Annotated in this window: 18 protein-coding genes and 1 pseudogene; 13 read left to right on the top strand and 6 right to left on the bottom strand. The window is 58.1% G+C overall.

Annotated elements, in window-relative coordinates; all coding sequences use genetic code 11:
- Positions 1-14 precede the first annotated feature (14 nt).
- From PQR53_RS19880 to PQR53_RS19865, 4 genes are read left to right on the top strand one after another with little or no spacing between them, the layout of a single operon-like run.
- Positions 15-872 (top strand): hypothetical protein, encoded by an 858-nt coding sequence (locus tag PQR53_RS19880; RefSeq protein WP_408457327.1) that lies wholly within the window; start codon positions 15-17, stop codon positions 870-872.
- A gap of 49 nt (positions 873-921) precedes the next feature.
- Positions 922-6,735, top strand: coding sequence for a non-ribosomal peptide synthetase (locus PQR53_RS19875; protein ID WP_408457324.1), 5,814 nt, complete (start codon positions 922-924; stop codon positions 6,733-6,735).
- A 33-nt stretch (positions 6,736-6,768) separates the two neighbouring features.
- On the top strand, positions 6,769-7,605 hold the full coding sequence (locus PQR53_RS19870; RefSeq protein ID WP_408457322.1) for an HAD family hydrolase: 837 nt from the start codon (positions 6,769-6,771) through the stop codon (positions 7,603-7,605).
- Positions 7,606-7,650: 45 nt separating this feature from the next.
- Positions 7,651-8,070: a VOC family protein gene (locus tag PQR53_RS19865; RefSeq protein ID WP_179737675.1), complete on the top strand. Its 420-nt coding sequence runs from the start codon at positions 7,651-7,653 to the stop codon at positions 8,068-8,070.
- Here PQR53_RS19865 and PQR53_RS19860 read toward each other — a convergent pair.
- Complete coding sequence (locus PQR53_RS19860; RefSeq protein WP_408457319.1) at positions 8,067-9,467, bottom strand: heavy metal sensor histidine kinase; 1,401 nt, start codon at positions 9,465-9,467, stop codon at positions 8,067-8,069. The two genes, PQR53_RS19865 and PQR53_RS19860, sit on opposite strands and share 4 nt — an antisense overlap.
- The gene (locus PQR53_RS19855) at positions 9,464-10,135 is read right to left on the bottom strand and encodes a heavy metal response regulator transcription factor (RefSeq protein ID WP_408457317.1); all 672 of its coding nucleotides are present in this window, start codon (positions 10,133-10,135) and stop codon (positions 9,464-9,466) included. Before PQR53_RS19855 ends, PQR53_RS19860 begins: the two co-directional genes overlap by 4 nt.
- A gap of 184 nt (positions 10,136-10,319) precedes the next feature.
- On the opposite strand from PQR53_RS19855, the gene PQR53_RS19850 reads away from it, so the two are divergent.
- The 3 genes from PQR53_RS19850 (at position 10,320) to PQR53_RS19840 (ending at position 12,448) form a co-directional block, all read left to right on the top strand.
- Positions 10,320-10,952, top strand: coding sequence for a hypothetical protein (locus PQR53_RS19850; RefSeq protein WP_408457314.1), 633 nt, complete (start codon positions 10,320-10,322; stop codon positions 10,950-10,952).
- An 84-nt stretch (positions 10,953-11,036) separates the two neighbouring features.
- Positions 11,037-11,669: a cytochrome b/b6 domain-containing protein gene (locus PQR53_RS19845; protein WP_408457311.1), complete on the top strand. Its 633-nt coding sequence runs from the start codon at positions 11,037-11,039 to the stop codon at positions 11,667-11,669.
- Positions 11,666-12,448, top strand: a complete 783-nt coding sequence (locus tag PQR53_RS19840) for a molybdopterin-dependent oxidoreductase (RefSeq protein WP_408457309.1) — start codon at positions 11,666-11,668, stop codon at positions 12,446-12,448. Before PQR53_RS19845 ends, PQR53_RS19840 begins: the two co-directional genes overlap by 4 nt.
- Positions 12,449-12,468: 20 nt before the next feature.
- On the opposite strand, the gene PQR53_RS19835 is transcribed toward PQR53_RS19840, so the two are convergent.
- Entirely contained in the window at positions 12,469-13,542 is a 1,074-nt protein-coding gene (locus tag PQR53_RS19835) for an AraC family transcriptional regulator (protein WP_408457306.1), read from the bottom strand.
- Between the two features lie 319 nt (positions 13,543-13,861).
- On the opposite strand from PQR53_RS19835, the gene PQR53_RS19830 reads away from it, so the two are divergent.
- Positions 13,862-14,914 (top strand): NAD(P)-dependent alcohol dehydrogenase, encoded by a 1,053-nt coding sequence (locus PQR53_RS19830; RefSeq protein WP_408457303.1) that lies wholly within the window; start codon positions 13,862-13,864, stop codon positions 14,912-14,914.
- A gap of 1,261 nt (positions 14,915-16,175) precedes the next feature.
- Complete coding sequence (locus PQR53_RS19825; RefSeq protein WP_408457300.1) at positions 16,176-17,132, top strand: LysR family transcriptional regulator; 957 nt, start codon at positions 16,176-16,178, stop codon at positions 17,130-17,132.
- A gap of 36 nt (positions 17,133-17,168) precedes the next feature.
- On the opposite strand, the pseudogene PQR53_RS19820 reads toward PQR53_RS19825, so the two are convergent.
- Both PQR53_RS19820 and PQR53_RS19815 read right to left on the bottom strand, forming a co-directional pair.
- Positions 17,169-17,403 (bottom strand): annotated as a pseudogene (locus PQR53_RS19820) (nucleoside hydrolase); the annotation flags it as partial.
- 36 nt (positions 17,404-17,439) lie between these two features.
- Positions 17,440-18,393, bottom strand: coding sequence for a hypothetical protein (locus PQR53_RS19815; RefSeq protein WP_408457298.1), 954 nt, complete (start codon positions 18,391-18,393; stop codon positions 17,440-17,442).
- Between the two features lie 124 nt (positions 18,394-18,517).
- Here PQR53_RS19815 and PQR53_RS19810 point away from each other — a divergent pair, with 124 nt between their 5' ends.
- From PQR53_RS19810 to PQR53_RS19795, 4 genes are all read left to right on the top strand, one after another.
- Entirely contained in the window at positions 18,518-19,363 is an 846-nt protein-coding gene (locus tag PQR53_RS19810; protein WP_408457295.1) for a M15 family metallopeptidase, read from the top strand.
- 267 nt (positions 19,364-19,630) lie between these two features.
- Positions 19,631-23,545, top strand: coding sequence for a type VI secretion system membrane subunit TssM (tssM, locus tag PQR53_RS19805; protein ID WP_408457292.1), 3,915 nt, complete (start codon positions 19,631-19,633; stop codon positions 23,543-23,545).
- Positions 23,542-24,534, top strand: coding sequence for a type VI secretion system-associated protein TagF (tagF, locus tag PQR53_RS19800; RefSeq protein ID WP_408457290.1), 993 nt, complete (start codon positions 23,542-23,544; stop codon positions 24,532-24,534). Before tssM ends, tagF begins: the two co-directional genes overlap by 4 nt.
- 4 nt (positions 24,535-24,538) lie before the next feature.
- Positions 24,539-25,495, top strand: a complete 957-nt coding sequence (locus tag PQR53_RS19795; protein WP_408457522.1) for an OmpA family protein — start codon at positions 24,539-24,541, stop codon at positions 25,493-25,495.
- Between the two features lie 87 nt (positions 25,496-25,582).
- Here the strand turns inward: PQR53_RS19795 and tssA are convergent, their stop codons facing one another.
- Positions 25,583-26,695 (bottom strand): type VI secretion system protein TssA, encoded by a 1,113-nt coding sequence (tssA, locus tag PQR53_RS19790; protein ID WP_408457287.1) that lies wholly within the window; start codon positions 26,693-26,695, stop codon positions 25,583-25,585.
- Between the last annotated feature and the right edge of the window lie 15 nt (positions 26,696-26,710).

The raw sequence follows: 26,710 nt of genomic DNA, 5'->3' as shown, positions 1-26,710 counted from the left end.
CACTGGAGACAATTATGTTTGTTCGACGTGCGATACAAGAGACAGATTACGATTTACTTGCTAATTTTTTCGAAAGAGATCTGGGTGGAAGACAGTATTTCAAATGGAAAAATTTTTACGATCCGCTCGACAACGGGTCTATAAATAATCGAGCCATTTGCTTTGAAAAAAATCAGGATTGCCTTGGGATCATTTATTCAAAACGTTATGATTTTCGCGTTAATAATTACGCACTTAAAGTCAATCTGCTTAGCGACTTTGGCATCGATAAACACTGCAAATCGAGAAATCTGGTGATTGATCTATTTCGCAAATCATATATCGATGACGCGGACCTTGTTATGTGTTTTTCGGACAAACGAAAATCCAGAATTTATCAAAAAATCTTCTCCAGATATTTCACGCCAAACACGCAAATTATTCGCTACATAGAAGTCACCTGCCAACCTCAAACCATTCAACCCTATGAACATGTGCACGCGCACGAAATTCCCGATGAGGTCTGGCGCAATCATTTTGGTCGGAAACGTGACAAAAAAACCAGCGATTATCTCTCCCAACATCCGTTATATCTCGAGATTCACTACCTGCATCACGAAAATAAATATCTGACTATCGGAATAACGGAAACTCATGCCGAAATTATCGACGTGTCAGACACCACAGATTTTCATTTTAAGTGGAGTCTTGGAGTAGCCGCGAGATTTCGCAAAAATTGCCGCATTCTGCTTCACGAGCAACGCGCCCCTCAAATTCTCCAGAACATCCCGGTTTTACATGAGAAGTCGGTCTGCATGCTATTAGGCTACGTGACTGATATACAACCGTTTGACCAGGATCACGTTTGGATCGGGCGAGTCGACAGACGTTAATTTCACTCTCTTTTCCGATTCATTAATCTTCTCGGCCCGTGGAAATCTCATGCACAAGATAAAATGCTCGCCCTACTCTACCATTTTCTGGAATGAGTTCAAGATCGCCCCGGATTCCCGGGCCTATAACGTAGTCGTGGATCAAACAATCCATGGGGAGCTGGATATTCCAAGACTGAAAACGGCGATTGACGATTTCATTGCCGATCATGTTCTATTCGATAGTCACCTGCTCGAGGAAGCGGGAACGTTATACTGGATAAAAAATCATCACCCAGGGGAACTCCAGTATTTCCGCGGCCTCGAGAACCAGCAAAAATTCGTCGACCACTCTTTCGACATCGAACTAGGACCTTTGTATAAATTTGGCATATTTGAAAAGCAACCGGAACAATATGAATTAATTATCGTCCTGCATCATTTGATCGTTGACGGCATCTCAGGCAATCATTTATTCAAGTTTCTGGAGGCACGGTACAATCGATCCATTCATCCAAAATCGTTGACCGTACAGGAAATTTCGACCATCAATGAGAAAATTCGAGGTGATTGCGACAAATTGCGTGTAGCAGGTGCGGAAACGTTCTGGAAACAGCGAAGCTGTGATTTCAGTCCCTCGAATACGCTCCCCGAGTTAACGCGGCCTGAGGACACCGACAGAAATAGTGGCGCCGTAATGTTCTCCCTCAACAAGGCCGAACTAAAAAAATGGAGGCCGGATAAACCGCTACGGCATATTGCTCCGTTCCACCTGTTTATCGGTGCCTGGGGAGCGCTCCTCGCGCGCTACGGCAACACCGACAAAGCGCAGATCAGCTTTCCCGTCTCAATCGCCGCGGGTCATCACTTTTCGATGGGAGCGCACGTTAACGTTGCCATGCTGCCAATGTGCAATATACAGAAAAGCTCCTTTCGCCAGCTGTATCAGAGAAATTTGCAGTTTTTTAGGGATGCCCGCTCCGCCTGTGGTGCTCGTTATACGGAGCTGCCCACTCATCAGATTGCGCAAGCTTGCGGCATTGAATCTTTTGATGCGGGTTTCGCGCAAACGGATTTACGCGATTATGCGATTCAACTCGCCAATTGCAGCGCTGAAGTCAACCAGCGGTATTTTGATGACATAGGCGGCGCATCAATTTTGCTGGAGTATCACGAGTACGAGGACCGATTCGATTTTCGTCTCAGATACCTACACGATGTATTTTCCCTCGACCAGATAGAAACCTGTTCCCGGCATTACTGCACTTTTTTGCGGCAGCTGTTACTGCAGCCTGACACACCAATCGGCGATTTCCCTCTGCTTGATGAAAGGGAACAATGCGAGTTGCGCGCTCTAAACCCTGCTGAAACAGCTTATCCGCATCGAGCCAGCATTCAGAAACTGGTACAAGACGTTGCAGAGCTCCGCGGACCGAACGTGGCCTTGCGCATGGGACTGGACGTCATGAGTTACGAGACGCTGAATGCCAGGGCAAATCAACTGGCCCGCGAGTTGCGCCTGCAATTTGAAAGAAAGCACGGGCATGAGCTTCCTGAAAACACACCAGTTGGCATTTATCTCGAACGGGGCTTCGATTTTATCATCGCAATGCTGGGCGTGCTAAAGGCCGGTGCAGCCTGGGTACCTCTTTCGACCGCCTATCCCAACTCGCGTATTCGCTTTATGATCGACGACTCCAAACCACCATTGATTATCACATCAGACCAATGGCAGGCACAATTACAGGACATAATGATAGAGGCGCGCCTTTCAGCGGATTTGGTGAGCGTTTCGAAGGAACTGGATCATTCAACTCAAAACCTTCCTCTAATCAATGATCCGGATGATCTTGCCTACATCATGTATACGTCCGGTACAACCGGGCAGCCCAAAGGAGTTGAGATTCCGCACAGAGGGGTAGTTTCATTGGTGCGCGATAACAGCTTTGTCGAAATTACGAACGCCGATACATTCCTGTTTCTCTCGAATCCCAGCTTTGACGCGGCTACGTTTGAAGTGTGGGGGGCGCTATGTAACGGCGCTACCCTGATTTTGCCTCCCGCGACTCAAAGTTTGATGGCTGCCGACGTCGCCCATTTATTAGCCCAGCAAAAAGTGAGCATACTTTGGCTGACACGTGCTTTGTTTGATAGCCTCTATCGACAACTGCCGGACATGTTCGCCAGCCTGAGAGTGCTGCTTGTCGGGGGCGAAGCGCTGAGCAGCGATATCATGCTGGAACTGCTAGCAAGTCCGACCCGGCCACGACATATTCTGAACGGGTACGGTCCAACGGAAAGCACCACTTTCACTACAACCTTTGATCTCGATACACAGGGCTGGTCAGCCGGCGTTCCGCTAGGTCGGCCGATCAACACGCGTCAGGTCTATATCCTGTCGAGGACTGGACAAATTCAGCCTGTGGGAGTCGTGGGTGAAATACACATCGCTGGAGCCGGCTTGGCACGTGGCTATCTCAACCAACCAGCGCTTACTGCGGAAAGCTTTATTCCCAACCCTTTTTCGACCACCGAAGATCGCAGCCGCGGTTATACAACCCTTTATCGAACCGGAGATTTTGGCCGGTGGCTTCCAAATGGAAACATTGAATATCTCGGTCGTATTGATAGTCAGATCAAGGTTCGAGGCCATCGTGTTGAGCTAAGGGAAATCGAGAATTCGATTAACACGTTAGATGGCGTAAAGCAATCCGTGGTAATTGACCTGGAACACGCCGGCCATAAGGCGCTCGTGGCATATGTTGTGGCGCAAGCCGGCTGTCGGCCGCAACGAGAAGATTTACTCGTTGCTCTCGAGAGCCTTTTACCGGCCTACATGCTGCCCAGCACTATTTCGTTTATCGATGCGATTCCGCTAACATCAAACGGCAAGCTGGAGCGTGCGGCTTTACCGGAACCGGAATGGCTGGATGGCCGTCGATACCACGCGCCGGAAACCGCCCTACAAACCGCTCTCTGTATTCACTGGCAAGAAGTGCTGGGATTAGACCGCATAGGCATCCACGACCACTTCTTTCGGCTCGGGGGAGATTCAATCGTATGCATCAGCCTGGTGTCGCGTCTGCGCCGTGCGGGGCATTGTTTGCAGGTAAAGGATGTGCTTGCCGCTCCGACTGTTGCGCAGTTGGCGGCGTGGCTGGAAAACCATGAGGCCAAGCCCCTGCCAGTTGGAGAACAAGGAGCGTTGACAGGGCGTTTTGGACTTTTGCCTGTACAAGCCTGGTTCTTTGCCAATCAACTACCACGGCCCAACTATTTCAATCAGGCGTTCCGTCTGACGCTGCCCGACTCAATTACTGTCGAACAGATCCGTTCCGTGTTTTCAACGATATCGCTACGTCACGACATGCTGCGCTGCCGTTTTGTAGATACGCCTGAAGGACCGCAGCAGGAATACCTGCCGGATTCAGCGACGACATTCGCCGGAATTGAACACTTGAATCTCGCGCGGATGAGCGAAGCACAACGCCACGCGCAGTTGACTGCACTGCAATGTGACTTCGATATTTTTCATGGTCCATTGTGGCGCGTGGCCTACATCGACGGACTGGAGGACAACGCGTGCGAACTCTGGTTCGCGGCCCACCATCTAATCATAGATGCTGTTTCCTGGCGCATTCTTCTCAATGACGTGAAAGCGCTATGCCATGGAGAATGCCTCGGCAATAAAGGCAGTAGTTATCGGCAATGGGTCGCTGCTGTCGAGGACTACGCGAGACAACACGCAAGCCAGATTTCCTGGTGGCAGAAGCAGATTGCCAACCAACCGGACTATCGGCTACGTGATGACATTATTGATGAGTATCATCAAACGCCGATCCTGCTTGACGTGGCACAGACGACCCGCATGCTCAAGGAGACAGCGGGTGCGTTTCACACCGAGATTAACGATCTCCTGCTAAGTGCGCTATGCGTGGCATTGCAGCGCTGGCACGGTCAATCGGAGAGTTGGTTGACGCTCGAAGGTCACGGGCGGGAAGAAATCGATCCGGGTCTGGATATCCGGAGTACGGTTGGTTGGTTTACCTGTTTATATCCAATCAAGCTGGCAGTAAAGGAGACATTGACCAGCACTGTACGACACATCAAGGAAAGCTTGCGAGCAATTCCGGACAAAGGAATTGGTTTTGGTGCGCTTAGGTATGCGCGTAGCGGGAACGCAGAAGAGAATGAACTCAAGGCATATGAGCTGCCCCCGATCAGCTTCAACTATCTGGGACAATTTATATCCAGCGAGCCGTCCGATCATTGGCAGCTCGCTACCGAAGGTTGCGGCGCCCACGTCGATACGCTCAACGTCGACAACAACCTTATCAATATCGTCGGCGGTGTCTTTCAGCAACGCCTGCTTCTGTCTTTGACGAGTCGACTGCGTCATGACGTTGCACAAAAACTCGCGAACGACTTCTGTGAGGTACTTAAGGAGATCATTGATCTGTGCGCGGCCAGATCGGCACTGGGACACAGTCTGTTTACACCAGGTGATTTCCCCGATGCAGCGATCACATTGACCGAGCTTGATCGACTACAGAAAGAACATGCCATTGAAAACATTTACCGTGCGACCCACTGTCAGCGTGAATTGATGTATTTCAATCGTGTCAATTCAGATTTTCAGATTGACCAGATAGTCCATGAACTAAATGGGCAACTCGAGCCGGAACTTCTCGGCAGGGCATGGGCACATGTGGTGTCACAGCACGACATCCTGCGAGCCGGGTTTAGCGATGGCGCCTCTCCTGGCGACCCGAATATCTTTATTTGCAAGCAGGTTACGTTACCTTTTCAGATTGTCGATTGGAGTGGGCTTGATGACGAAGCCGAACGCGATGCATTGCATCACACAATCCTGCAGCAGCGTAATCAACCGTTTGACTTTGAACATCCCCCGCTATTCCGGTTATTTATCGCTCGCGCGGAAACCGAACGCCATGTACTAATCCATACCTTCAACCATATTCTGTTTGATGGATGGTCCCTCGGCACCATGATGAAGGAGGTTAGTGCGGCCTATGTTGCGCTTCAAAAAGGCATTCCGCCGACGCAGCAACCTCGTAGTTTTGCGCCGTTTTCGGCGTTCCTGCAACGTAATTTCGATAGCACGCGAGCGCGTGCATTCTGGGAACCATACTTGCAAGGCGCAAAGCTCAATCAGCGACTGCCTGGCGACGCAGGAGAAACGGTTGATAGCCGATGTAAGTTCCGTATGCGATATGTGGAATCGGCATTGACATCCATGCAGAATGATGCCTTGTATAAGTTTGCAAAACTGCACGGCTATACTGCAAATCAACTCACCCAATTGGCCTGGATATTGGCACTTTCGGAGAGACTGGACGAGGACGACATTTGTATCGGAACCACAATGAGCGAACGGCCGGCCGAAATCGACAACGCCGAGCATCTGGTTGGCTTGTTTGTGGCCAGCCCGGTATTGCGCTTAACAGCAATTAGACAGCGCAGCATGTCCGACTTGCTTGAGGACATCTCCCGTACCCAGAGGGATCGCCAGCAATTTGCCTTCCATGAACTGAACCAATACGACCAGAACTGGCTCCCTGTCTCTCCTTTTGGCAGCTTGTTCGTGTTCGAGAATATGCCTGAAGCACCTCTCGACAACGACCTGCCGTTCCGTTTCAATTTGCTGGAGGTGGTTTCCGGCAGCAACCATCAAACGGTATTTTGCCTGTTCCCGCACAAGGATGGTTTGCAACTCCGCCTGTTTTACGACGCCAGTGAACTAGCGGAAGAAACGGTAGCGTGTCTTTTAGCACGTTTTGTCGGGATACTGGATGGCATGATAGAGACATCAGTCCGCCCGCAAGTGCCTTTGGAGAAGAAATGCCAGGTCATCGAAAATTGATCCTGCATTCAATCGACCCATCGGAGAGAATTAATGACGCTACAATCTTTGCTCCATACAGATTCGTCTGAACCATGGCGCGCCGCAGTTATCGATCTCGACGGAACCTTACTCGATGATCAAGGAAATATTTCTGACCGTTCAATCAAGGTCCTGGAGCTTCTGCATAGACGCAATATGGCGATTGTCATTGCCACCGGGCGGCTCGATGCGGATGCCAGGCGAATTCTGGAAAAAATCGACTTCACGCCAACTGTCGTTTCCTGCAATGGCGCCCTCATCAAAACTGATCCACTGCTGCTCCCCGTGTGGGAACAGACGCTAGCGCCTGCGGTAAGCCAGGAAATCTTGCGCTTTATCCGACGCCTTCCCTTGCACGTCACGCTTTTTTCACACAGTGGATGGCATTGTGTAACGCAGAATCCCTACTTCGCGGACTATATCGCAAATTCAGGATTAACCTGTCACTATCACTCTGAGCGAGAGATGCACAGTATTGCGGCATTTAAAATTCTTCTACAAGGCGCCGATGCTGAAATCGATAGCGCATTCGGTACCTTACATGAGCGCTTCGGCGTCGACTCCGCATTAAGCAAATCTTCGCCGCTCACGATTGATATCGTCTCTCGCGGTCAAAACAAGATGACAGCGGTCAAACGCTTCCTCGCCAGTCAACACATCCCTTTGGCACAAACCATCGCCTTCGGAGATGCAATGAATGACCTCGAACTCTTGAGCTCGGTGGGCCATGGCGTGCTGATGGGCAATGCTATGCTCGAGTTGCAACGTCATTTGCCAAATCTTCCTCAGGCATTGCCCAATCATCAGGATGGGGTTGCGCACTATCTTGAGCAACTACTTTCGCTGTGACAATCACTGGCCATTGCACTACAGAGCAAACAAGGAGCGACATCCATGCTTTCCCACGTATTCGTCGGCATTACGGATTTCGAGCGTTCTTTCGATTTCTATAGCGCGGTCATGGACACGCTAGGGCTGCGGCTCAAGTTCCGTGATGACGATGCATGCTGGGCGGCATGGATGGCGGCCGATGCACCACGGCCGCTGTTCGTGATCGCCAGGCCCTACGACGGTCAACCCGCCACCGTAGGTAACGGCCAGATGTCAGCGCTCCTCGCCGCGGACCGCGGCACGGTCGATCGCGCGCATGCTACGGCGCTTGTTCATGGCGGCGCCTGCGAGGGGTCACCGGGCCTGCGTCCCCACTATCACGCGGACTATTACGGCGCGTACTTCCGCGATCCAGACGGCAACAAGCTCTGCGTGTGCTGCCATGAGCCGGCCACGACCGCGGCCGTACAGGCAGCCCGCTAAACGCCCGGAAAACGCAATTCGAAACGCACCACGCCTGGCGCCGGACACACCACGCGCGCCGTGCCGCCGTGCAAATGCATGATCGCCTTGACGATCGAGAGTCCCAACCCGCTCGATTCGGTAAACTCGCTACGCGCGGCATCTCCGCGATAAAAACGATCAAACAGGCGGTCCAGCTGCTCGCCAGGAATCGGCGCACCGTCGTTTTCCACCACGACCGTCGCGCCCTGTTCGTCCTGCGTGCCGCTCAGACGCACTACCGTATTGCCCGAACCATATCGCACCGCATTGACGACGAGGTTGTTGATCGCCCGCCGGCATAGCATCGGATTGACCGACGCCACGCCTTGAGCCTCGACGGTAAAGCGCATGCCGCGTTCGTCGGCGGGACCTTCGAAATAGTCTGCGATCCTGACGAGTTCTCCACGCAGATCGACCGGCTCACGGTCGATGGATAACGCCGCATGATCCGCATGCGCGAGAAACAGAATGTTCTCCGCAATGTGGCTCAAACGGCTCAGTTCCTCGAGATTCGATTCGAGCAATTGCTGATATTCATCGGTTTCGCGCGGCTTGGCGAGCGTCACCTGAGTCTGGCCGATCAACGCGCCCACGGGGGTGCGAATCTCATGCGCCAGATCGGCGGAGAACTGCGAGAGGCGTTGATAACCATCGGCGAGACGGTCGAGCATTGCGTTGAAGGCGTGTGTCAGCTGACGCAATTCAACCGGCGCGGCTTCGCTGTCGAGCCGCACCGACAAACTCGCCGGACTGATCTGTGCCGCCCGCGTGGCGATCTCCCGCACCGGCCGAAACGCGTGCCGCAACACGTAGTAGGCGAGCAACGTGGCGGCCAGCATACCGGTCAGCGTGGCCAGTAAGATGCGATTGCGGTAGGCGGCCAGCATCCGTACTTCCTGAGTCATCGGATGCGCGGCGATCACTTCGATTGCGCTGCCGTCCTCGCGCGCCTTGACGACGGCGATCGCCCAATGAACCGGAACGCCGTCCGGCAACAGGGTCTGGCGAATATCCGAGAGCGTCGGCAACCTGTCTTCTGTGCCGGCGTGCAGTTCAGGCACCGCGACGTTCGCCGGATTTACATCGATGAACGGCGCTTCGCCTGGACGGCGAAACAGCAACACGTCCTGCTCCGCGCCGAGCATGCTCTCGAACAGCAAAGGCCGGCTCTTCAATTCGCTTACCGAATAGAGATCGTGCACGATGCGGCTGAAATGCTCGACGCGGCCGGTGAGCACCAGGTCCGCGCGGCGCTGCAAGGTCACCTGAGCGGAGTGATAGAAATAGGCACCCAAGGTGCCGATCACGACACACGCAATCGTCGCGAACAGCACCGTGGTGCGAGCCGTCAACGAACGTTCGGTCCACAATTTCATGAACCGTCGCCGAACGTGTAGCCGATGCTGCGCACCGTATGAATCAGCTTCTTTTCAAACGGATGATCGACCTTGGCGCGCAACCGTTTGATGGCCACGTCGACCACATTGGTGTCGCTGTCGAAGTTCATGTCCCACACCTCCGAGGCGATCTGCGTGCGCGACAGCGCCTCACCCTGCCGGCGTACCAGCAGATGCAGCAGCATGAATTCCTTGTTGGTCAGCGGAATCTCGACGCCCTCGCGGGTCACCTTGCGCCGCAGGACGTCGAGCTTGAGGTCGGCGATCTCGAACACATCACTTTCACGGATCACGCCGCGGCGCAACAGCGTGCGGATCCGCAACACCAGCTCTGTGAACGAGAACGGCTTGACGAGGTAATCGTCGGCGCCGAGTTCCAGGCCGCGAATGCGGTCGCTGACCTGATCGCGCGCGGTCAGGAAAATGACCGGCAAATCGCGTCGCGCCCGCAGCGCACGCATGATTTCCCAGCCGTCGATGCCGGGCAGCATCACGTCCAGCACCACGAGGTCGTACGCATGTTCCAGCGCCATATGCAGGCCGTCCGTGCCGGTGCGCGCGAGGTCGACCGCGTAGCCGCTTTCGCGAAGCCCCTTCTTCAGGTAGTCGCCGGTTTTCGGGTCGTCTTCGATGACGAGGATGCTCATGATGCCTGGATTCCCGCCCCGTGCGCCGCCGCGCGCGTGGGCCATGGATATGGACTTGGATATGCCGGTCATTCTACGTGGCCGCGGCGCACCGTTCATGACGTTTTTGTCATCCGTCTGTCACTCGCCGGAGCCACTCGCGCGCCTAACCTGACCCTATCCTCCACCCACCCAGAGCAGACTCATGAAGATTGTTTCCGCTAATGCGATGCGCAGCCTCGTCGCCCCCGTGCTCGTCGCGGCCTCGTTGTTCGCCGCAGGATCCGTCGCGCAGGCCCAGAGTACCGCACCTACCGGCGTACGCGGCACGGTGACCTCGCTCTCGGGCGACCTGCTCAAGGTCCACACGCGCGACGGCAAGGACGTTGACGTGAAGCTCAGCAAGGACACGCCGATTCGCGGCGTCACGCTCGCCAATGTGAACGACATCAAGCCGGACAGCTATGTCGGTACCGCAGCGATCCCGCAGCCCGACGGCACGCTGAAGGCGCTCGAAGTGCACGTGTTCCCCGCCAGCATGCGCGGCTCCGGCGACGGTCATCGCCCGTGGGACCTTGGCTCGAACAGCACGATGACTAACGGCACGGTGGGCTCGCTCGTGGTCAGCAACGGCCGCACGATCACCGTCAAGTACAAGGACGGCGAAAAGAAGGTCGTGATTCCGCAAGACGTGCCTATCGTCGCGCTTGAACCGGGTGACCGTTCGCTGCTGGTGCCGGGCGCGAAAGTTGTGCTGTTCGCCCATAAGGAAGCCGACGGCTCGATGGCCGCGAATTTCATTTCGGCAGGCGAGCATGGTGTAACGCCGCCGATGTAATACGGCGTTTCTTCAGCCGTTCGAATCGCCGCGTCAATTGATGACGCGGCTTTCAACTTTTTCCTTGTGTCGCCACTTCCCACCATGTCCGAACCGCAAGCGCGTTTTGTCGTGCACCCGCTCGTCGTACGAATCACGCACTGGATCAACGCATTCGCGATGGTCTGCATGGTGATGAGCGGCTGGGCGATCTATAACGCTTCGCCCTTCTTTCCGTTCAGATTCCCGGTGTGGGCGACCGTTGGCGGCTGGCTGGGCGGCTCGATTGCATGGCATTTCGCGGCGATGTGGCTGTTATGCGCGAATGGCCTGTTATATCTGACGTATGGCATCGCGCGTGGGCATTTCCGTCGCAAGCTATTGCCGGTCTATCCGCGCGATGTCTTACACGATGCCGCATTGGCAATGCAACTCAGGTTGCCGCACGATACCGGCAAATATAACGCGGTGCAGCGCGCGCTTTATCTGTTCGTCTTGTGCCTTGGTGTGCTGCTGGTTGCGTCGGGGCTTTCGATCTGGAAACCGGTGCAATTTTCGTGGCTTACCGCGCTGTTCGGCGGCTTCGATTTCGCGCGTCGCGTGCACTTCGTGGCGATGGCGGGCGTGGTGGGTTTCGTCGTCGTGCACCTCGCGCTGGTGCTGCTGGTGCCGCGCACGCTGTTGCCGATGCTGACCGGCCGCGCCCGGCTCTCCGCGCACAAAAGGAGCGAGGCATGAGTGAATCAAAACGCCCGGACTCGCGCGAATCGCGCAACACGCGCATTATCCTCGCCGACCACAAACCGCAAATCGAACGCCTGCAACGGCGCCTGTTGCTGCGCTCATCGCTTTCGATCGGCGCGCTCGCGATGCTCTCGGGCTGCAACATGCAGGACGGCGATTCGGTCGACAAGGTGTTGTGGGCCATGTCACGCTGGAACGATCGCGTGCAGGGATGGCTGTTCGATCGCAACAAACTCGCGCCGACCTATTCGGCAAGCGAAATCACGGACCCGTTCCCGTTCAACGCGTTCTATCCGGAGTTCGATGCGCCGGATATCGACGGTTCCACGTATCAGCTGGAAGTGTCCGGATTGGTGTCCGACAAGCGCACGTGGAATCTCGATCAACTGCGCGCCTTACCGCAGGCCTCACAGATTACGCGCCACATCTGCATCGAAGGATGGAGCGCGATCGGGCAATGGCGAGGCGTGCCGTTTCGCACTTTTCTCGAACGAATCGGCGCCGATCTGAGCGCACGCTATGTCGGCTTCAAATGCGCGGACCGCTATTACTCGAGCCTCGACATGGCGACAGCGCTGCATCCGCAAACCCAGTTGACACTCGATTTCCGCGACGCGCCGCTGCCGGCCAAATACGGCTATCCGCTCAAGCTGCGCGTGCCGACCAAACTCGGCTTCAAGAATCCCAAGCACATCGCCGCGATCTTCGTGACCAACACGAACCCTGGTGGCTATTGGGAAGACCAGGGGTACAACTGGTTTAGCGGGCTATGACGCTTCCTGCGAACGCACGCTTATACCGCGGTCACATACCGGGCAACCGGCTTGACGATGCGCGGTGGCGGCGCATCGTACACGGTGCGCATGCGTTTGACTTCATCGACCGGGCTCAGGCCGAACAGGCGCTTGAATTCACGGCTGAATTGCGACGCGCTTTCATAGCCGACGCGTGCCGCGGCCGCGCCCGCGTTCAAGCCGTCCTGCACCATCAACAAACGCGCGTGATGCAAACGCGTGGTCTTCACGTATTGCATCGGTGAGGTGGCCGTCACGGCTTTGAACTGCGCATGGAAAACGGCGAGGCTCATTCCCGCTTCAGCGGCGAGCGTATCGACATCGAGTTCTCCGTGATAGTCGGCGTGGATGCGCCTGAGCGCTTTGGCGATGCGGCCGAAATGGTTCTGATGCGTGAGCGCCGCGCGAATCGCGTCGCCCTGCTCGCCCGTCAACACGCGATAACAGATTTCGCGGACCACGCCAGGCGCGAGAATGCGCGCATCGAGCGGCGAAGCCAATGCTTCCATCAATCGCTGCACGGCATTGGACAACGCCGGATCGAGCGGCGTCGAATAGATGCCGAGCGGTTCGTGCTGTGTGGTGCCTTGCGTTTCGTTCAGCGCCATCAGCAACTCGGCCACCATGGTCAGATCGACCCGCACCGAGATCGCGAGGAACGGCTCTTCCGCGCTCGCTTCGGTTTCACATTCGAACGGCAGCGGCACCGACAGCACCAGGTATTGTTGCGCGTCGTACTGGAACACCTGATCGCCGAGAAAACCGCGTTTGCGACCCTGGCAGACGATCACGATGCTCGGCTCGTACATCACGGGCATGCGCGGCATCGGCTGATTGGCCCGCAGCAGATTGACGCCTTCCAGGCTCGAGCGCGTGATGCCCGGATTGGGCGCGAGCGCGTCGAACCATTCGACGAGACGCTGCTGGGCAGGATCGCCGTGGGTGCCATTGCCGGGGGCGCCGTCGACGCGGTCGCAGTCGGCCGGATTGTGCTCGACGGAATTGCCATCGACCAGATCGCGATTGCGCGCGTCGAGCTCGGCCGGGGCGGGTTCAATAGAACGGGTTGACATGACGGTATAGTGACGTGCAAGAGAATAATGCTTGAAATTTAGCATCAAACGACCTACTGCGCTCGTCACCAGGAGTTTTAGGCAAACCTTCAAGATATTCAGGTATTCCCTGCTTCGCTCCCGGCTCCTACTATGGGAACCCTGCCGGATCATCTTTTCCGCGCTGCGCCGGGCTCGGTCGTCCCTTCACTGTTTCGGTGAATAAGTCGACCACCGCCTGCGCGGTGATCCCGGTTCATAACAAGGTTTGGCCGCATCGGCGACACGCGTCGCCCATCGTCGGCGCCTTGCGACATCACCCTCTTTGCTGGAGCTACCCATGAGCACGACTTATGCCTATGCAGCGACCGACGCTACCGCGCCGCTCGCCCCGTTCGAAATCCAGCGACGCGAACTGCGCGCCCACGACGTGCAAATGGAAGTACTGTTTTGCGGCGTGTGCCATTCCGACTTGCATCAGGCACGTAACGAATGGAAGAACACGGTTTTTCCGGTGGTGCCGGGCCATGAAATTGTCGGCCGCGTAACGGCGGTCGGCCCGGACGTGACGAAGTACAAGGCAGGCGACGTGGTGGGCGTGGGCTGCCTCGTCGACTCGTGCCGCACGTGTGCGAGCTGCAAGGAAGATCTTGAGCAGTATTGCGAAAACGGTTTTGTCGGCACGTACAACGGTGTGGACCGGCTTGATGGTCAGATCACCTACGGCGGTTATTCGACGCAACTGGTGGTGGATGAGGCATTCACGCTGCGCGTGCCGGAGAATCTCGACCCGGCGGGTGTCGCGCCGTTGCTGTGCGCGGGTATCACGACGTATTCGCCGCTGCGCACGTGGGGCGCCGGTCCTGGCAAGAAGGTCGGGATCGTCGGGCTTGGCGGCCTCGGTCACATGGGCGTGAAGTTGGCCCGCGCGATGGGCGCGCATGTCGTGCTGTTTACGACGTCGCCGTCGAAGATTGAAGATGCGAAGCGACTGGGTGCGCATGAGGTTGTCATTTCGAAGAATGCTGAAGAAATGGAAGCGCATGCAAACAGCTTCGATCTGATTGTGAATACCGTGGCTGCGCCGCATGATTTGAATCCGTTTCTGAATCTGCTCAGGCGCGATGGGACGATGACGCTGGTGGGTGCGCCGGAGCACGATCATCCGTCGCCGCAGGTGTTCAATCTGATCATGAAGCGTCGCCGTCTGGCGGGTTCGCTGATTGGCGGGATTGCCGAGACGCAGGAAATGCTCGACTTTTGTGGCGAGCATGGGATTACTTCGGACGTTGAAGTGATTCCGATGCAGGGGATTAATGAGGCTTATGAACGGATGCTTAAGAGTGATGTGAAGTATCGGTTTGTGGTTGATCTCGATTCTTTGAGGAAGTGATTTTTTTGCCTGCAAGGCAGCCGGGGGTTTTGGGTTGCCTTGCAGGCAGGGGCTTGCTTTCGCTGTTTGCCTACGGCGTTTGGCCTTTCCTTGATCTGTTTGCCTGCGGGCGCTTTGTCTGTGTGCCTACGGCGTTGGCCTTTCCTTGATCTGTTTGCCTGCGGGCGCTTTGTCTGTGTGCCTACGGCGTTGGCCTTTCCTTGATCTGCTATTGGTGTATTAGCGTCGCCCCTGTGCGGGGCAGGCACCTACTTTTCTTTGCCTGCCGCAAAGAAAAGTAGGCAAAAGAAAGCGGCTCAAACCGCTAGTTCTTAAGCGGGTACCCCGCGCAGTCATGGTAGTGGTGCATCTGGAATCCGTGCCCCCGCACACTCCGCGTTAGCGACAAAGCAATCATGCTTCCCGCCTCGCACTACGTGCTCGCCGGAAGGGTTCACATGCAAACCCGTGGCTTCGTTTCGACGTGGTTGGGGGGCCGTCGGCTTCGCCTCGGCGAAATGCCAACGGATCCAGTGTTTTGAATTTGCCACCAACGCTAAACGTAGCTAGCCGCATATCGGTGCGACTGGGCTCTGAAAACGGCAAGCCGGCTTTTGAAGTGCTGTGGGCAACCCAATGCTGCAGGCAGCTTGACGAACTACTGCCAGGCGTAAAAACGGCTAACCGCTTTCTGAAGCGCCGAGATCAAGTACAACGAGCGAATTGGTGAACTATTGCCAGGCGTAAAACGGCTAGCTGCTTTCTGAAATGTCGAGGCAAGTGCAACGAGCGAATTGGTGAATTACTGCGAGGCGTAAAACGGCTAGCTGCTTCTTAAAGCGCCGTGTGCATTGAATACATCGAGCGGCTTATGAAGTACTGACGAGCGTAAAAACGGCGCGTGGTTTTATGAAGTACCGCGTCGGCGCGCGCAGCGCCGCCGGAAGTATGACTGCTGTGTCACTCACGTCGAATGTGCGAGAGCACGGATTCCAGATGCACCACTACCCCCTCCAAGCCAGGGGACCCGCTTATGAGCTAGCGGTGTGAGCCGCTTTCTTTTGCCTACTTTTCTTTGCGGCAGGCAAAGAAAAGTAGGTGCCCGCCCCGCACAGGGGCGACGCTAATAAACCAATAACAATTCAAGGAAAGGCCAACACCGTAGGCACACAACCAACAAGCGCCCGCAGGCAAACAGATCAAGGAAAGGCCAACGCCGCAGGCATACAACCTAAAAGCGCCCCGCAAGACACCCCCTTTAACACCCATTGGAGTCTAAACCGTGATCGACAGAATAACTGCAATGCGGACATTCATCCGAATCGTGGACACCAACAGTTTCACCCGCGCAGCGGAGTCCCTCGACATCCCCCGGGCGACAGCGACAACCATCGTCCAGAACCTGGAAGCCCTGCTAGGCACCGCCCTCCTAACCCGTACAACGCGGCGCCTGAGCATTACCCCAGAAGGCGCGGCCTACTACGAGCGCTGTGCGCAAATCCTCGCCGACATCGACGAAATGGAAGCCAGCCTCCGCCATGCAACGGATAACCTGACCGGCCGGCTGCGCATCGAAATGCCCGGCGCAGTAGCGAGCGCGATCGTCTTGCCGGCACTCGACGACTTCCACACCCGCTACCCGAACCTCGATCTGGCCATCGGCATCAGCAACCGCACGGTCGACCTGGTCTCGGAGGCCATCGACTGCAGTATCCAGTTAGGCGAATTGCCAGATTCGAATCTCATCGCGCGGCAATTGGGCACCCTCGAGCACGTGACATGCGCAAGCCCCGCCTACCTGGCCCGCCACGGCACGCCCGCCGATCTCGACGATCTACGCGGACACGTCGCGGTCAATTGCATGTCGCCCCATAACGGCCGTGAAGTCGACTTCGACTTCGAAGTGGACGGCGAAGCGCAAAACGTCAAGGTAAAAGGCTTCGTCAAAGTCAGCGACGAGCAGGCCTATCTCACCTGCGGATTGCAAGGCCTCGGCCTGATTCAACCCGCACGGATCGCGGCGCAGCCCTACCTCGATTCGGGACTCCTGCGCGAAGTACTGCCGCAATGGAAACCCGTGCCGATGCCCGTTTCGGTCGCGTATGTGAAGAACCGCCGCGTGTCCCCGCGCGTGCGCGCCTTCGTCGACTGGCTCGCGGAATTGTTCGAACAGACCGAAGACGTCGATCAGGACATGTCGCGAGTCCGCCAACTGTTGCGCGGCCTGCATCCCGCCTGAGGCGGGTTCATGCAGACTCGCAGCACCACGGAAGTGTTAGTTCGGTAGCGTCACCAGCACCGGACGCGTCAGCGGATCAACGTGGACATTGAAAAAATTCGGGTTGTCGAAACGTTTGACGACCGTCACCTTCTGCAAACCCACCAGCGGCAAACCGGTGTAACCGGCCGATTTGCCAGCATTGACGCCGATCCGGCCACTCGCCTACCGTCTGCGTCTCGAACGACGGATGCATCGGATACGCCAGCGTCAACGTGTCCCGGATGCCTGATTCGATAGTGCGTCGCCAGGACGCGCGCCGTTTCAACTAAGGCTGGCGAGCCTGCGGCGCCGAACCCGGACAGGCAGGATCCTTGCCCCAATGTCCGTCGCACACGCGCCAGCGGCACAACTGGTCTTCAAAGAAGCCGCGTTGCCCGCACTCTTTCACGCGTTCGGCCAGCTTGGCGTTCCCAGGCGTCGCCGACGTGCTGACCCTGGTGGGCGTGTTGCCATCTGCCACTTTTGCATCGGCCGGTTTGGTGCGTGCCACGAGCGCGGCCAATAGATCGGCATCCGAATCATCTTTCGAAGCATTGCCGGCCGCACGCGATTTCTTCGTTTGAGCGACGGCGCCCGGCGCGCTCGCGTGATGATTGCTTGCGATCGTGCTTTCTTTCTTGCCGTGGGTCGACGTCTCGTGTTTCGCATTGCTGGCAAGAGCCGTTGCGCTCTTGCCGTGCTTTGCCGCAGGCGCCGTTGCCGCCGGCGCGACCGTGGCCGACGCAACCGGTACGGACGCGCTGCTCGGCTCAGCGCCATCGGCAAGCGCGCGCGACAAGCGGCTTTCATCGTCGCTCGCAGGCGCACTTGCGGATGCCGCAGGGGCCTTGCTGTCGCTGTCGTCGGCAACGATCGTGGCCGCTTGCGACGATGCCGCAGCCGGCGGCTCCGCTTTCGCGGTGACCTGCGGCGCACCGCTCGCGGCCGATGCCGGCACAGCGGCTTTCCCGGCACCAGCAGGCGTGACTGCCGCAACCGATGCGATCGACGCTGTTTGCATGCGCTGCTGCATATGCCATGCGCCCCAACCGCCCGCCGCGATCACCAGCAAGGCGACCAGCACGAGCGGCACTTTCGACCGGCGTGGTTTGTCAGCAGGCGGCGCGACGCGGCCTTCCAGATTCGCGAGAATTCGCGAACCATTGCCATCGGCGCCCTTAGCCTTATCGGATAACAGGCTAGGCGGGGCTTTGGAATTCGAACTTTCCGGCGCACTCATTCACTGTCTCATTGAATCCTGGATTATTTCGCCGTGATAATACGTTCCGGCTCCTCTCCGAGCAGGCCTGATTCTAAGAGCAAGCATTACAAAATACAATTGTTTCCAATTTCCGGGGTCGACTTTGATTGCCGTAGTACTTCTCGCCTATTTCGCCATCGCCGTTGTAATCGCAGCAATGCTGCTATTGCCGGCGGTACGCGCCTCCTTATTAGACGCCGCACTCGCCATTCATGGCCGCGTTATGCGCGGGGCATCGCAACGTGCATCAAAAGCTCGAGGTCATTTAGCTAATTCGGCAAAAATTTCGCAATCGACAATAGTCGATATGCAAAAGTTACTGGCAAAGCGGCGCTTGCTGATTTTAACCACGACAGGTATTCTTGCGACGCCGCCATTGGTGGCATTGGCTTTACGCGGCCGGCAATTATTCCAATTCGATGACACTGCACGAGTACCAGACGAGAAAATTGCTGCGTTATTGAATGGCGAACAGCTCGTGCCCCCGCCGCCGCTGCCGCCAGAGGTATTTGCAACGCAGGAAGTGGAGCAGATCCGGCCCGCGCTGAAAGACGCGAGCCGCGACTGGAATTTGCTCGACGCCGATTTCAGAACGCGTTTATTGCTCGTGTACAAAATCATGCACGAGCAATACGGGTATGAAATGGCATTGCTGGAAGGTTATCGCAGTCCGGAGCGGCAAAACCGGCTTGCGCAAATGGGGGGTAACGTCACCAATGCCGCTGCATTTCAGAGCTATCACCAATACGGTCTTGCCGCAGACAACGCGTTTTTGCGCGACGGCAAGCTCGTCATTTCAGAAAAAGACCCCTGGGCCATGCGAGGCTATCAACTATACGGACAGACGGCTGAACAGGTCGGCCTGACGTGGGGTGGTCGCTGGAAAATGATGGATCTCGGGCACGTTGAATATCACAAACCCGGCTTCGTCCTGGGGCGTGGACATTAAGACGAAGCGGCACATAAAGAGGCTGGCATGGGGCGTTCAATCAATATTTCGGGCAAAAGTTGGCAATTCCCCACGGATAACGGCATTGGCCGAATCGCCATAGCGCCGGCATTCCATGGCGGATTTAACAATTCGGCCGCATTCGCCTTTCCCTGAATATGCTTTCGTATTTTTTCAAACACGGTGCAGGCAGACTTTGCCTGCACTCGCGCCCCGCTGTTTGCCACACACGCGCCACAACACACATCACCAAGACCCGACCGGCTTATGCGACGCATTCTTAACGTGTTGACCCATACACGCACGCTCTCGATCATCGGCCTGCTCGCGCTCGCGGCAGTTTTGTTCATCGGCGCCGACACCTTGCAGGTCGACCTGATGTGGCCCGCCATCGTGCTCGGCGCGGTGATCGTGCTCTGGCTGCTGGTCTGGGCGGTGCGCCGCCTGCGCGCGCGGCGCGCGAACAACAAGCTCGGCGAAATGCTCGAGCAACAGGCCGAAAAGCAGACCGAAAGCGAGCCCGCGCCGACACCCGCGCGCCAGGCCGAACTCGATGTCCTGCGCACGCGCCTCGTCGATGCGGTGAAAACGATCAAGACCTCGAAGATCGGCCAGATGTCCGGCGGCTCGGCGCTGTATGAATTGCCCTGGTACATCGTGATCGGCAACCCCGCCGCGGGAAAAAGCAGCGCGGTGCTGAATTCAGGGCTGCAGTTTCCTTTCGCCGACAAGAACAGCGCGGTGATTCACGGCATTGGCGGCACGCGCAATTGCGACTGGTTCTTCACGACTGAAGGCATTCTGCTCGACACCGCCGGCCGCTATTCCGTGCACGAAGAGGACCGCACTGAATGGCTCGGCTTCCTGGGCCTGCTCAAGCGTTTCCGGCCGAAGGCACCGATCAACGGCATCATCGTGACGGCAAGCATTGCCGAGTTGACCAGCAGCAAGCCCGAGTTCGCGATCAACCTCGCCAAGAATCTGCGCCAGCGCGTGCAGGAGCTCACCGAGAAACTCGAAGTGTTCGCGCCCGTGTATGTGATGTTCACCAAGGCCGACCTGATCACGGGCTTCACCGAATTTTTCAGCGGCAGCGAGCGTCACGAATATGACCGTGTGTGGGGCGCCACCCTGCCCTACGAGCCGGACGAAAAGCGCGATGTAGTGGGCCTCTTTGACGAGCACTTTGAAGAACTGTACGACGGCCTGAAAGAAATCAGCGTCGCGCAGATGTCGATCAATCGCGGCAACAAGCTTTCGCCGGGTCAGTTGAGCTTCCCGCTCGAATTCTCGACCATCAAGCCCGCGTTGCGCGCGTTTCTCGCCACGTTGTTTGAAGCGAACCCGTTCCAGCACAAGCCGATCTTTCGCGGCTTCTACTTCACGAGCGCATTGCAGGAAGGCGAAACCAATAGCGCCGCTGCCACGCGTATCGCCAACCGCTTCAGCCTCTCCGCGGAGAGCCTGCCCAAGCCGCATAGCGCGTTCTCGAAGAACGGCTTCTTCCTGCGCGACCTGTTCTCCAAGGTGATCTTCGCCGATCGTCAAACGGTCAGGCAATTCGCCAGCCCCGCCAAGACGCGCATGCGTTATGCAACGTTCTTCGGTTTCGTCGCGGTGCTGGCGCTGGCGCTAGGCGGCTGGACGTGGTCGACGATCGGCAATCAGCAGCTCACCGACAATGTGAAGGCCGACCTCGACAACGTGGTGCGCCTGCAGCAGAACCGCAACGACCTGCAATCGCGTTTGCAGGCCATGGACATTCTCGAAGACCGCATCGACCAGCTCGAGCAGTTCCGCCGCGACAAGCCGCTCGCGGTGTCGCTCGGGCTGTATCAGGGCGACCGCCTCGAGCAGCACCTGCTCACCGAGTATTACAACGGCGTGCGCCAGATCCTGCTCGACCCGGTCTCGCAGAATCTCGCCTCGTTCCTGAAAGACGTGAACGCGCACCCGGACCAGCTGGCCCCGCTGAACCGCAATCCGGACGCGGCCACCCCGATTCCCGTATCGGCGCATAGCGCGATGGCGGCGAACAGCCAGGGTGGCCTGTATAGCGACGCGTCGCCGACCAATGTCGAAGACGCGTACAACGCGCTCAAGACCTACCTGATGCTCAGCGACAAACGTCATGTGGAAACGGCTCATCTGACCGATCAGGTGGCCCGCTTCTGGCGCGGCTGGCTCGAAACGAATCGCGGCAACATGCCCCGCGACGAGATGATCCGCAGCGCCGAGCGCATGATCACCTTCTATCTGTCGCGCGTGTCCGACAACGACTGGCCGATGATCGACCAGAACCTCGGCCTCGTCGACCAGACCCGTGAAAACCTGCGCCGCGTGGTGCGTGGCATGCCGGCCCGTCAGCGCGTCTATGAGGAAATCAAGGCGCGCGCGTCGACCCGCTTCGCGCCCATGACGATCGCGCGCATCGTCGGCGAAAACAATACGGCGCTGGTGGCCGGCAGCTATGCGATCCCCGGCACCTTCACGCGTGAAGCCTGGTTCCAGTACGTGCAGCCGGCGATTCGCGATGCCGCGACCAAAGAATTGCAGGCGAAGGACTGGGTGCTCAACACCTCCGCGCATGACGATCTGACTTTGGAAGGCAGCCCCGAGCAGATCCAGAAGGCGCTCGTGGCGATGTACAAGACCGAGTACGCGATGCATTGGCAGAAGTTCATGCAAGGCATTGCCGTGCAGAGCTTCGGCAGCTTCAGCCAGGCCGTGGATGCGATGAATCGCCTCGGCGACCCGCAGGATTCGCCGATCCGCAAGGTGCTCGAAACCGCGTACGACCAGACTTCGTGGGACAACCCGTCGCTCTTCAATGCGAACCTGAAGCGCGCGCAAACCGGCGTCACGAGCTGGTTCAAGCAATGGTTCTCGCGTGCGCCGACCGGCCAGCTGAGCGCCAACATCGACATCAACGGCAATCCGGCCGAGGTGCCGATGGGTCCGATCGGCCAGGAGTTCTCGGCGTTGGGGCGCATCGTCGTCTCCGGCGACAATGGCTCGATGTTGAAGGGCTACATGGACACGCTCTCGAAGGTCCGCACGCGCTTTAACGTAATCAGGAACCAGGGCGATCCGGGACCGGGCGCGCGTCAGCTCATGCAGCAGACGCTCGACGGCAGCGGCTCCGAGTTGGCCGATTCGCTGAAATACGTCGACGAACAGATGCTGACGGGTCTCACCGATTCGCAACGCAAGGCACTGCGTCCACTGCTGGTGCGTCCGCTGATGGCCGCGTATGCGGTGGTGATCCAGCCGGCCAGCGTCGAAGTCAACAAGGTGTGGAACGCGCAGGTCTATCAGACCTTCCAGGGGTCGCTCGCGACCAAGTATCCGTTTGCCGGCGATGCCAAGGTCGAAGCCGGCGCCGGCGAAATCGCCCAGGTGTTCGGGCCGGACGGCGCGATCGCCAAATTCGTCGGCACCACGCTCGGGCCGCTCGCAGTACGCCGTGGCGACACGCTGACTTCACGCACGTGGGGAGATATGGGTCTCGCGCTGACGCCCGACTTCACCAGCGGGTTCGCGCGCTGGGTGGCGCCGCTTGCCGGAGGAGCCGCAACTTCGGGAGCGCAAGGCTCGTCCGAACCGCAGACCGTGTTCCAGATCCTGCCGCAGCCAAGCAGCGGCACTACGGAATACACGCTCGCGATCGACGGCCAGCAGATGCGTTACCGCAATACGCCGCCGCAGTGGACCAACTTCGTGTGGCCGAATCCGTCGGGCTCGCCGGGCGCCACGCTGAGTGCCACGACCTTCGACGGCCGCACGCTGCAACTGGTGAACGAGCCGGGCCGCTACGGTCTGGAGAAGCTGATCAACTCGGCGCAGCGCAAGCGTCGTCCGGACGGCACCTTCGATCTGTCGTGGACGCAAGGCAATGTCACCGTGGCGGTCAGCATGCGCATCATCAGCACGTCGCAGGCTTCGGGCGGCGCCAGCAGCGACGCGCCGCAACAGCAAAGCCTGCGCGGCTTGCGGCTGCCGTCGTCGGTGGCGGACGTGAGCGCGGCGGCCAATTCGGTCAACGCGACGGCCGCGGGTGCCACACCACCAGCAGGACCAACAGGAACAGCGGGCGCCACGCCAGCTGTCGCGCCGGCGTCGCAAGCGGCACGGCCGGCGTTAGCCGCCACCGCGGTTTCGAATACAGGGGGTGCGCAATGACGCAAACCGTGCAGGCGCAGATCGCCTATTTCGGCAAGATTCCGTCGCGCGGCGACTTCGTCAAAAGCGCGCATAACCCGCAGTTGCTGGCCACGCTCGACCGCTGGATCGCCGAGGCCATGGAGTTGCTCACCGAGGATCCGCGCTGGAAGATCGTCTACGAAAACGCCAAGCCGATGCACTTCGCGTTCCTCGGTTCGCGCAGCAAGCTGGCGATTGCCGGGCATATGGTGGCAAGCCAGGATCAATCGTCGCGACGCTTTCCGTTTCTTGCCGCTACCGCGCTGGAAGTCGAAAAACCGCTGACGTTTCTGGCGCACAGTCCGCTGGCCTTCGCGCGCCTGTGGTCGCGCATTGCCTCGCATATGAAGCCGCTGCTCGGCGTGAGCGAGCCAGCGGGCGCGCTGCAAGCGCTTGGCGAAACCCAGGTGCCGATCGAAATAAGCGGCGGCCCGGGCAATCCGCACGACGGCACCTTCAACGACTTTGTCGAGCATCAGACGCTCGCCGGCCTCGAACAGATGCTGCTTGCGAGCGGCCATCCGGTGCGTTTGCGCGGGGCGATGCTGGCACTCGGTTCGCTGCTGCGTCCGGTGATGCAAAGTGGTTCGTCGCATCTCGAACGCGGGTTGACGCTGCCGCTGCCGAACGATCCGTTCTATCGTTCGCTAGTCGCCGCATTCTGGCTCGAACTGATCGCCCCGTTCGTCGCGCAGGCCGATTTCGAACTGGCGATTTTCATCGGCACGATTGCCGAGCGCGAGCGGCTCATCATCGGCTTTAACGGCGCCTCGGCGAGGACGCTGCATAGCGTGGTCGATCCGCAGGCGTACGCGGCGCATAACATCGATATCGACGATCCCGAGTGGATCGACGAACACGCACAAAACGATCATGGCATCAGCAAGCTCGTCAGCTATCTCGACCAACCGCAACTGTCGTTGCGTGTCAGCATCGACACGTTCCGCGAAGCATTCACGGGAGCGTGACATGATGTTGAGCCAAACTACGCGCATTGCTTCGCTGCTGGCTGGCCTTCTGATCAGCGCGCTCGCCCATGCCGACAACGACGGCCCGGCACGCGTCACACCGGTCGACAATAGCGGCATTTCGATTCACACGACGGTTCTGCCCGCATCTTCGTCGACGCAACCGGGCAATGCCGGCCCCGCAGTGAGCACAGCCGGGCTCGCCAGCGGCACCACGGGCGCCGGTACCGGCACGGTCAGCGCAGCACCCCCGGCTGCCAACGCCACGCCGGGCCAGGTCGTCGTGGGCGGCAAGGTGCCGGATGAAGCGACCAGGGCGGCGGTGCTCGCGCGTCTGCGCGACACCTACGGCGCGGCAAACGTGGTCGATCAGATCGAAGTCGCCGACGTCGCAACGCCGCCGAACTGGTCCGCCAACGTGCAGAAGCTGATCGGCCCGCAGTTGAAGCAGATCAGCAAAGGCCAGTTGAAGATCGATGGCACGCAGATCGACGTGAAGGGCGAAGTGCACAACGAATCGCAGCGCCAGCAGCTCGCGAGCGATATGGCCAATGCACTGAATCCGACCTATACGATCAAGAACGGCCTGCGCGTGAGCGCCTCCGAACAGGGCCTGCTCGATCAGACTTTGGCGAATCGCACGATCGAGTTCGAGACGGGAAGCGCCACGCTCACGCCGCAAGGCCGCGCGATTCTCGATCAAATGGCGGCAGTGTTGTCGAAGATGCAGACGAAGATGGTGGCGATCATCGGTCACACCGACAACTCGGGCAATCGCACCTCGAATATCGCGCTGAGTCAGGCGCGCGCGGATGCGGTGAAGGGTTATCTGGTCGCCAAGGGCATTGCGCCCGAGCAGATGACGACCACAGGCGTCGGTCCGGATCAACCGATTGCTTCCAACGATACGACCGACGGACGCGCACGTAACCGGCGCATTGAGTTTCGTGCAGGGTCTTGAGGTGTTGTTTGCCTGAGCGCGAGCGTTTGGTTAAAAAAAGCCTGGCACCGATTTTCGATGCCATGCTTTTTTTGCACGACCGAAGTTCTAGCTGTTGTCCTCGGGCTTCACGCCCAGCAACTCGCGAATATGCGCAAGCGATCCGTCGTCCTTCACCACCGAGGAAAGCCATTGATGCAAAGGCATATCCGCGCACTCGGCCGCCTTGTCGGCAAGGTAAGCAGCCGGATTGTGCGGCTCGGTGCTGCGAAAGAATCTGGCCACCGCGCGCAACTGCGCGACGGCTTGCGCACGGCTCTGGATTCCGGCAATCGGGCTGATCGTGGTCGCGCTGGTCGTCAACACGGGTTCCTCGCGTTGCGGTGAGGTCTTGAAGATGGGCTCGGCGCGTTCGTGCTCTTCCGGCTTCGGCGCCTTTGGCGGCGACGACGCCTCAGCGCTCACACCCAGTTCGCGCGCGAAGCGTTCCGCCAATCGGTAGACGCTCTCATACGCATCCTTTGCCTGACGGAAACTCGGTGCGGAATCGGCGGCACGCTGGTCCAGTTGCTGTTCGAGCGCCAGCATCGCGGCTTCGAACGCTTTCAGATCGACCAGCAGCGACGAATAGAACGCCGGCGGCGTGGCGCGTTTGGACGCCTCGATCTGCTCGACGGAGGGCTTGCCGCGCGCGATATCGTCCGCGTGATCCGGATCGCGCTTGACCGCTTGTGCAACATGCGTGGCCACATCCCAATCGATCGTGCTGTACGAACTGCCTTGCGACGATGTGAGCGGCATGGCCCGTAGCAGATCGCCGGTGCGGCCGATCAACCACGCGACATTGCCGAGGCGATACTCGGTATCGTCGCCTTCCGGCAGTGGATGCACGTGATCCCAGTACTGTTCGCACAGCCCTTTGAGCAGCGCATAACCTTGCGTGAGACCTGTCATGCCCTCTTCGATGGCAAGCGCCTCGGTGAGCCAGACAGCGAGGCGCAGATCTTTAGTCTGCGTCTGCAGCAGGCTGCACGAGCGTTCGACCACGAAGGGCCAGTCGGCCTCCTTGATATCCGTGACCCATTCGCCCTGATCCAGCGATGGGTCTTCAAAACGGCGCGCGTGCTGGATCGCGTCGAAATCCGCTGAAAACAGCAGATCTTCGCCACAAGGCGAGGCTTCGCTGATCGGCGCCAGCAGTGTGTTCAGATTAGTCGGCATGACAGAAAGCAATCG

Source organism: Paraburkholderia fungorum, from assembly GCF_046027605.1.
GTDB lineage: Bacteria > Pseudomonadota > Gammaproteobacteria > Burkholderiales > Burkholderiaceae > Paraburkholderia > Paraburkholderia fungorum_F.
The sequence above is the reverse complement of the archived record's forward strand: the minus strand, read 5'-3'. Positions and strand labels throughout refer to the sequence as shown.